Source organism: Gilliamella sp. Occ3-1, from assembly GCF_001690655.1.
GTDB lineage: Bacteria > Pseudomonadota > Gammaproteobacteria > Enterobacterales > Orbaceae > Gilliamella > Gilliamella apicola_P.
On sequence record NZ_LZHQ01000029.1, the window covers coordinates 21,258 to 28,891 of the forward strand.

Sequence of the window (7,634 nt, forward strand, 5' to 3'; positions counted from 1 at the left end):
ATATGACATTAACTAAAGCTGATATTGCAGATCGTCTTGCCGAAAAATTTAATATTGATCGACAAGAATCTAAAATCCTTGTAGAGCTATTTTTTGAAGAGATTCGAGTGGCTTTAGAAAAAGGGGAACCAGTTAAATTATCTGGATTTGGTAATTTTACAGTACGTGATAAAAATTCACGTCCGGGTAGAAATCCAAAAACAGGTGAAAGTGTTGATATTTCAGCCCGCCGAGTTGTTACATTCAGACCTGGTATAAAATTTAGAGAGCGAGTTGAGAAAAATTTAGTAATCTAATCATTGAATTAAATACTGTCATCATAAATAATAGCTTTTTTCTTGATATAACAACTAAAGAGGGGTCAAACAACTACTTTTTAATAAAAAGTAGTTGTAAAAATTTTATAATTCAAGCATAATACCTCTCTTCTATGGAGGCTCTATGGGTCCTCTTGCAACATTTTTTTGCTCATTAGGTCAGGTCCGGAAGGAAGCAGCCAAAGTAAAAAATATGTGTGTGGGATGTGGCCAATGGAGTCTCCTCCAATGCATATTTGTAGTAAATTTGTCTATTTTTTAAATTATAAATAAAATGTTTTATTAAATAATAATAAGTGTGAATTTGTAATCTAACGCACCTTGAAAATATATAATTAATTGATGAATAAGGAAATTTGTTTTGAAATTACCACCCCTTCTTCCAATCACGCTAGCAATTATTTTAAGCGGTTGTACTTTATTACCTCATTCGGGACCAAATTTTTCATCTATAAAAAATATGAATAAACAGCGCTCTGAAGTAGATAAAATTTATAGCAAAGTTAAAATTGTCAATTTGAATATTTCACCTGAATATATAAAAGTCTCCCAAAATAATTCATTTAACTTTACGAAATTTATCAATGAAAGAGGCAATCAAGATAAAAAAATAGTAGATAATATAGGGAAAGGCGATAGCATTAAAATTTCTGTAATCGAAACACCTCCAGCAATATTATTTACAGGTTCAAGTGATACAGGTGTACCAAAAACAGGATTAACTGAATTACCAATAGTCGTTGTTGATTCTCAAGGATTTATTTCTTTGCCATTTGTTGGCAATATAAATGTTGTTAATAAAACTCCTACGCAAATACAAAAAGAGATAGTTGAGAGGCTGTCTGGTATTGCAAACCGACCACAAGTAATTGTCTCTGTTTTAGAAAAACGTTCGTCAAGTGCTATAGTTATTGGTGATAGATTTAGTGGTAAAATACCGATAACAGCTAAAGGCGAACAACTGTTAGATGCTATTACCATGTTGGGTAATAGTATGTATGATATTAAAGATACTTTAATACAAATTACTAGAAATAATAAAGTTAATAAAATTCCTTTAAGTTTGGTATTATCCAATCCTAAATTTAATGTTCAACTTCAAAAAAATGATGTTATTACTTTGATCAATAAACCTAGCTCTTTCATTTCAATGGGTGCGATAGGGGCAACTAAAGAAATTAGGTTTGAAGCTGTTGGAATAAATTTGTCTCAAGCATTAGCTCGTATTGGTGGTTTACGAGATAGTCAATCTGATGCACGAGGTGTATTTGTATTTAGGTATCAAGACACCTTGTCAATTGATAATAAGAAAGAACTTGTACCTACGGTGTTCCAAATAGATTTAAATAATCCTAACTCATTATTTATAATGAAGAATTTTCAAATTAAGAATAATGATATTGTTTACGTTGCATCTGCGCCAATTTTAGAACTACAAAAATTCTTATATGCGATTTTCTCACCGGGTGTTGGAGTTGTTAATCAAATTAACCAGATTAGTGAATAAGTTTTTAATTATTACACTAGTGAGATTTTATGTTTTTAAATTTTAAAAGAAAAAAAAGTTGGTTATTGCATCTAATTGTATCATTACCAACTTTACTATCGATAATTTATTTTGGATTAGTTGCTGAAAATATTTATACATCTGAAGCAACATATATTATACGTTCTTCGGATACTCAATCATCATTGGGTGGTTTGGGTAGTTTTTTTTCAAAAGTTGGTCTTTCACGTTCTAATGATGATTCATACGTAGTTTTATCATATATAAAATCTAGAGATGCCCTATCTGCTGTTGAAAAAATTCTACCGGTACAAGAATGGTATACAAAAAAAGGAGATATAATATCCCGTTTTAATGGATTTAACCTTAATTATTATAATAAAAAAGAGTATTTTTTTAGATATATGAGTAATATGATAAGTGTTAATTTTGATAGTTCAACTGGTATTGCTACTATTAATGTGAATGCTTTTGATATGCAAGATGCATTCAAAATTAACGAACAATTATTAAAACAAGCTGAAGGTTTTGTTAATCAAATAAATTTACGAGCTAAACAAGATCTCATAACAGCATCATTATCAGAACTTAAAAATGCCGAATTACAAATGAAAAAAGAGGCTCAAGCGCTTGCTGAATTTCAAAAAAATAAAAATGAGGATGCGAATTTAGCCGAATATCAACAGATATTAATTAATAACACTGTGGCCAAACAACAATTCGAAGCGGCTACTTTATCTTTACGTAATGCTCAAGTTGAGATTACAAAAAAGCAACTCTATCTTGAACGAATTGAACAGCCTAGTGTATCTGATGTTTCATTTAAACCTGCACGTATATATAACATCATTGCAACGTTTATAATTAGTTTTCTAGTATATGGCATTATTAATTTGTTTATAGCTGGTATAAGAGAGCATAAAGATTAATGGCTGAAGTAGTTACTAAAACTTCATTTGTACGTTCATTAAAAATACAAATTAATGTATTAAATGCTTTAATTTTAAGAGAAATTATTACTCGTTATGGGCGTAACAATATTGGGTTTCTTTGGTTATTTGTTGAACCTATGTCACTAACTTTTCTAATAAGTTTAATGTGGTATTTTTTTAAAATAAATGCTATATCAAATCTTAACATTGTTGCATTTGTATTAACTGGTTATCCAATGGTAATGATGTGGCGTAATGCTTCATCTAGAGCAAAGAGCGCAGTAACCGCCAATCAAGCGTTGCTATATCATCGTAATATTAAAATTTTAGATTTAGTCTACGCACGACTTCTTCTTGAAATGATTGGAGCTAGTGCAGCTCAAGTATTTGTTATATCAATTTTTATATTTGCTGGACTAATTGCTACACCTTATGATCCTTTTTATATGCTGTGTGCTTGGGGATTAATGTGTTGGTTTTCTTTAGGCCTAAGTTTAATTATTTTTGTTTTATCTGCTAAATATGAAGTTTTCAATAAAATGTGGGGAACTTTAAGTTTTCTACTTATGCCTTTATCTGGAGCTTTTTTTTGGGTTGACACTTTTCCCCATGAAATTCAAAAATTATTGCTTTATATTCCGCCAATAAATGGAACAGAAATGTTTCGATCCGGATATTTTGGTCCCTCAGTTATAACACATCAAAGTGTGAGTTATTTAGTTTTTTGTAATATTGTTTTGTTATTTTTGGGATTAACTCTGGTAAAAATTAATGAAGATTATATTCTTGAGGGTAATTGATGATTATTGTTAAGAATGTAAGTAAACAATACTTAACTAGGAAAGGGTATAAAACGGTCCTCAATAATATCAATTTCTTTTTACATAGAGGTGAAAAAATTGGTATTTTAGGGTGTAATGGTGCGGGTAAATCTACACTAATTAGACTTCTAAGTGAAATAGAAAAACCAACTACAGGTTCAATAATAAGAAATATGTCAGTCTCTTGGCCATTAGCTTTTTCTGGTGCATTTCAAGGTAGTTTAACGGGAATGGATAATTTAAGATTTATTTGTCGAATTTATGGATGTAACATTGAGAATACGAAAGAATATGTTGAAAATTTTGCGGAATTAGGTGATTATTTATATGAGCCAGTAAAAAAATATTCTTCAGGAATGAAAGCTCGCCTAGCCTTTGCTTTGTCTTTATCAATTGAGTTTGATTGTTATTTAATTGATGAAGTAATTGCCGTTGGTGACTCTAGATTTACAGAAAAATGTAAAATAGAATTATTTGAAAATAAAAAAGATCGCGCTCTTATCTTAGTTTCACATAACATGAATGCTATAAAAAATTATTGTGATAGAGCTATGGTGCTTGATGCTGGTTACTTATATCAATTTGATACGATTGAACAAGCTTACATTTACCATAATAATCAACAGAAAATTACATAACCTTTTTATTAACAGCACTCTAAATGAAAAATGTCCTAGTTTTTTCAAAAAAAATTTTAACTATAAAAAGTATTAGTCACTTTTTCTCTGATCTATCGTTTAGTAATAAAAATACTAAAAATAAAATTGATGCTGTTGCTGGATGGGGATATCGACCAACGACAATTAAAGCTAGGGCATATGCAACTAAACATTTACTACCATTTATTACTCTTGAAGATGGTTTTTTACGCTCTATTGGTCTAGGACTAGAAGGCTATCCTCCACTATCACTTATTGCTGATAATATTGGAATTTATTATGATTCGAGAAAACCTTCAGAATTAGAAATATTAATTAAAAATAAAATAATTTTAAATCAACATATTAAAGAAGCGACTTCTGCATTAAAATTAATTATTGAAGCACAGTTAACGAAATATAATCATGCTTCTGATTTTAGTGGTTTCAAAGATAAAACTAACAATCAAAATGAAAAAGTGTTAGTGATTGATCAAACTTTTGGAGATATGGCTGTTGAATTAGGAGGAGCAAGTCAACAAACTTTTATATCAATGCTAAATTGCGCAATTGAAGAGAATCCATCTTCGACAATTTATGTAAAAACCCATACAGATGTAATCAATGGATATAAGAAAGGCTATTTAACTCAAATAGCTGGTCAAAAGTCTGTTATTCTATTTAGTGAAGATGTAAATACTTTTTCATTACTTAAACATGTTAATAAAGTTTATGTTGTTACATCGCATATGGGATTTGAAGCACTTTTATTAGGTAAACAGGTTATTACCTTTGGTTTGCCCTGGTATGCTGGTTGGGGAGTTACCGATGATCGGCATAAAAATATAAACCATTTACGAGTAATTAATAGAAGAACTCAAGCTACAGTCTTAGAGTTGTTCACCGCAAGCTATATATTATATTGTAAATACATTAATCCTTATACAGGCAAAAAAGGAACTATATTTGATGTTATTAACTATTTAATAAAAATCAAAACACTCAATAATAAACTTAGAGGTACGATTAACTTAGTTGGATTTTCATTCTGGAAGAAACAAGTATTATTACCTTATTTAAGACTACCTTCTGTAAAATGTCGATTCTATTCAATCAGTAGATATATAAAAATTCTTAATGATAAAGATATAGAAAACAAAGTTAAAACTGAAAAATTATTAATATGGGGACAAGGAAAAAAAGCATTACTTCCAATTATTAACAGTATGAATGCATTTCGTATTGAAGATGGTTTTATCCGTTCTATTGGTTTAGGATCTAATCTAGTTATGCCTTATTCACTGGTTATTGATAAATTAGGTATTTATTTTAATTCTCAGAGCATGAGTGAATTAGAATTTTTATTATTAAATAAAAACGTTAATAAAGAAGAAAAAGAAAAAGCTAGCTCACTACAAGATTTATTAATTGTAACTAAATTAGGAAAATACAATGTTGGTAAGAAAATGAATATTAGGCCTATTGGGAACAAAGAAAAAATCATTTTAATACCTGGACAGGTTGAAGATGATGCTTCCATTTTATACGGTTCGCCTGTTGTAAAAACAAACCTAGAACTAATAAAAACAGTAAGAGAAAATAATCCCAACGATTATATTATCTATAAACCACATCCTGATGTTCTAAGTGGTAATCGAATAGGAAAGGTTAATGACTCCGAAATAAAAAAATATGTTGATAATATCATTGAGTTTGTTGATATTATTGATTGCATTGAGCAGGTTGACGAAATTCATACAATCACTTCTCTAGCGGGATTTGAAGCTCTAATTCGAAACAAACGCGTCATTTGTTATGGGCAACCATTTTACTCAGGCTGGGGATTAACAATTGATATGCACCCTAATTTTAGAAGAAATAGAGAGTTAACACTACACGAATTAATTTATATTGTAATGTATGATTATGCTATTTATATTCATCCTGATTCTTTAAATTTTACTGATCCTGAAACTTTGATTAATTGCTTAAATCATAAAAAATTGAAAACTTCAAAACAAATTAGACAATTTTGGTTAAAAAAACAATTCAATAAGTTAAAGCAGATTATTTTTCTTATTTATAATATGAAATTAAATTAATATGATATAAATTTTAGACTTTATTAATTTTATTTGTAGGAAAACGCTGAGTTGTTTCATTTTTAAGTAAAGGTAAACGTTTGGTATCAACGTGTAGCATTTCACCCGGATAGGTTTTGTTATAGCGTTTAGCTTGCCGTCTTAATTTATCTTCAATAGATTTTTCGACTTTAACCAAAGTTTAATACTATAACAAATGGTTTTATAACGTTCATTTCTATTGGTTAAAGGCACAAAAAGCTTCAATTGTAACTACCTCCTAAAATAGTACAGCAAAAAGGTAGAAAATTCTCTATGATAAAAGAAGAGGGGATTTAATGATGAAAAAAATGACTGAACATCAAATCGTAGCTATTTTAAAAGAAGCTGAAGCTGGTCTTTCCGTTAAAGAGCTGTGCAATAAATATGGCATGGGTAATTCAACTTTTTATAAATGGCGAGAAAAATAAGGCGGAATTGAAACTTCGGATATCAAACGCTTAAAGGAGCTTGAAGCCTAAAACCGCAAGCTTAAGCAGATGTTTGCCGAGCTGAGTTTAAAATCACAGCTTCAGGAAGAAATCATAAAAAAGCTTTAGTGCTCACAAAAAGGCACGTAAAACGTGGGCACAGCAACTACAACAAAATCATTCGGTTAGTATTGCTATGAATTGTGCCATTGTTGGCTTAAGCCGTTGTGCTTACTATTATCAACCTAAGTTACAGGATGATTCAGTGATTATTTCGGTGTTGAATGCTATCACAGACCGGCATTTACGCTGGGGCTTTCCTAAATGCTTTAATCGTATTAAAAAGCTCGGCTATAAATGGAATCATAAACGGGTGTATCGGGTGTATTGCCAATTAAAGCTTAATCTCAGGGTAAAGCGTAAAAAACGTATTCCTCCACGATGCCTGGAAAGGTTATTAGTCCCCAATAAACAAGGTGAGTGCTGGTCAATGGATTTTATGAGTGACAGTAGTCGTAATCAGCGTCACTTTAGGACATTCAATGTCATCGATGACTTTAATCGTGAGGCGTTAGGCATTGATATTGCAGTAAGCTTACCAGCAGGGAGAGTTACCCGTTACTTAGATAAATTGGCTGAATATCATGGGTATCCATTAAAAATACGCGTCGATAATGGGCCAGAATTTACAGGAAAAACCTTTATAAACTGGGCTAAATCACATAATATAACCATTGATTATATCCAGCCCGGTAGCCCTTATCAAAATGGCTATATTGAACGATTTAATCGTACCTATCGTACTGAAGTACTCGATTTATATCTTTTTAACAACTTAGCACAAGCAAAGAGAATAACCGAAGAATGG

At 30.5% G+C, this 7,634-nt stretch carries 8 protein-coding genes, 1 other RNA gene and 1 pseudogene; 9 read left to right on the forward strand and 1 reads right to left on the reverse strand.

Annotation, left to right across the window (positions count from 1 at the left end):
* The first annotated feature begins 2 nt into the window (after positions 1-2).
* The 7 genes from A9G43_RS08990 to A9G43_RS09020 all read left to right on the forward strand — a co-directional run bounded on the left by A9G43_RS08990 (position 3) and on the right by A9G43_RS09020 (position 6,317).
* Positions 3-296 (forward strand): integration host factor subunit alpha, encoded by a 294-nt coding sequence (locus A9G43_RS08990; protein WP_034913150.1) that lies wholly within the window; start codon positions 3-5, stop codon positions 294-296.
* 144 nt (positions 297-440) lie between these two features.
* Positions 441-536, forward strand: an RNA gene (gene ffs, locus A9G43_RS08995) — signal recognition particle sRNA small type.
* A gap of 142 nt (positions 537-678) precedes the next feature.
* Complete coding sequence (locus A9G43_RS09000) at positions 679-1,824, forward strand: polysaccharide biosynthesis/export family protein (protein WP_065608442.1); 1,146 nt, start codon at positions 679-681, stop codon at positions 1,822-1,824.
* 29 nt (positions 1,825-1,853) lie between these two features.
* Positions 1,854-2,753: a hypothetical protein gene (locus A9G43_RS09005; RefSeq protein ID WP_065608444.1), complete on the forward strand. Its 900-nt coding sequence runs from the start codon at positions 1,854-1,856 to the stop codon at positions 2,751-2,753.
* On the forward strand, positions 2,753-3,556 hold the full coding sequence (locus tag A9G43_RS09010) for an ABC transporter permease (RefSeq protein ID WP_065608446.1): 804 nt from the start codon (positions 2,753-2,755) through the stop codon (positions 3,554-3,556). The genes A9G43_RS09005 and A9G43_RS09010 overlap by 1 nt, the downstream gene beginning before the upstream one ends.
* On the forward strand, positions 3,556-4,215 hold the full coding sequence (locus tag A9G43_RS09015; RefSeq protein WP_065608448.1) for an ABC transporter ATP-binding protein: 660 nt from the start codon (positions 3,556-3,558) through the stop codon (positions 4,213-4,215). The genes A9G43_RS09010 and A9G43_RS09015 overlap by 1 nt, the downstream gene beginning before the upstream one ends.
* A gap of 23 nt (positions 4,216-4,238) precedes the next feature.
* Entirely contained in the window at positions 4,239-6,317 is a 2,079-nt protein-coding gene (locus A9G43_RS09020) for a capsular polysaccharide biosynthesis protein (protein WP_065608450.1), read from the forward strand.
* Positions 6,318-6,330: 13 nt separating this feature from the next.
* Here A9G43_RS09020 and A9G43_RS11060 read toward each other — a convergent pair whose 3' ends face one another.
* Entirely contained in the window at positions 6,331-6,495 is a 165-nt protein-coding gene (locus A9G43_RS11060; RefSeq protein WP_176701719.1) for a hypothetical protein, read from the reverse strand.
* A gap of 142 nt (positions 6,496-6,637) precedes the next feature.
* Between A9G43_RS11060 and A9G43_RS10935 the strand changes: the two genes are divergently transcribed.
* Together A9G43_RS10935 and A9G43_RS09030 are read left to right on the forward strand one after the other, a co-directional pair.
* Positions 6,638-6,766: a transposase gene (locus tag A9G43_RS10935; RefSeq protein ID WP_176701720.1), complete on the forward strand. Its 129-nt coding sequence runs from the start codon at positions 6,638-6,640 to the stop codon at positions 6,764-6,766.
* Between the two features lie 154 nt (positions 6,767-6,920).
* Positions 6,921-7,634: pseudogene (locus A9G43_RS09030) on the forward strand (IS3 family transposase); the annotation flags it as partial.

Excerpts from the sequence above, each read along its gene's own strand:
- A9G43_RS08990 (WP_034913150.1), top strand. The coding sequence starts at position 3 with ATGACATTAACTAAAGCTGATATTGCAGATCGTCTTGCCGAAAAATTT.
- A9G43_RS10935 (WP_176701720.1), top strand. The coding sequence starts at position 6,638 with ATGAAAAAAATGACTGAACATCAAATCGTAGCTATTTTAAAAGAAGCT.
- A9G43_RS09020 (WP_065608450.1), top strand. The coding sequence starts at position 4,239 with ATGAAAAATGTCCTAGTTTTTTCAAAAAAAATTTTAACTATAAAAAGT.
- A9G43_RS09010 (WP_065608446.1), top strand. The coding sequence starts at position 2,753 with ATGGCTGAAGTAGTTACTAAAACTTCATTTGTACGTTCATTAAAAATA.
- A9G43_RS09005 (WP_065608444.1), top strand. The coding sequence starts at position 1,854 with ATGTTTTTAAATTTTAAAAGAAAAAAAAGTTGGTTATTGCATCTAATT.
- A9G43_RS09015 (WP_065608448.1), top strand. The coding sequence starts at position 3,556 with ATGATTATTGTTAAGAATGTAAGTAAACAATACTTAACTAGGAAAGGG.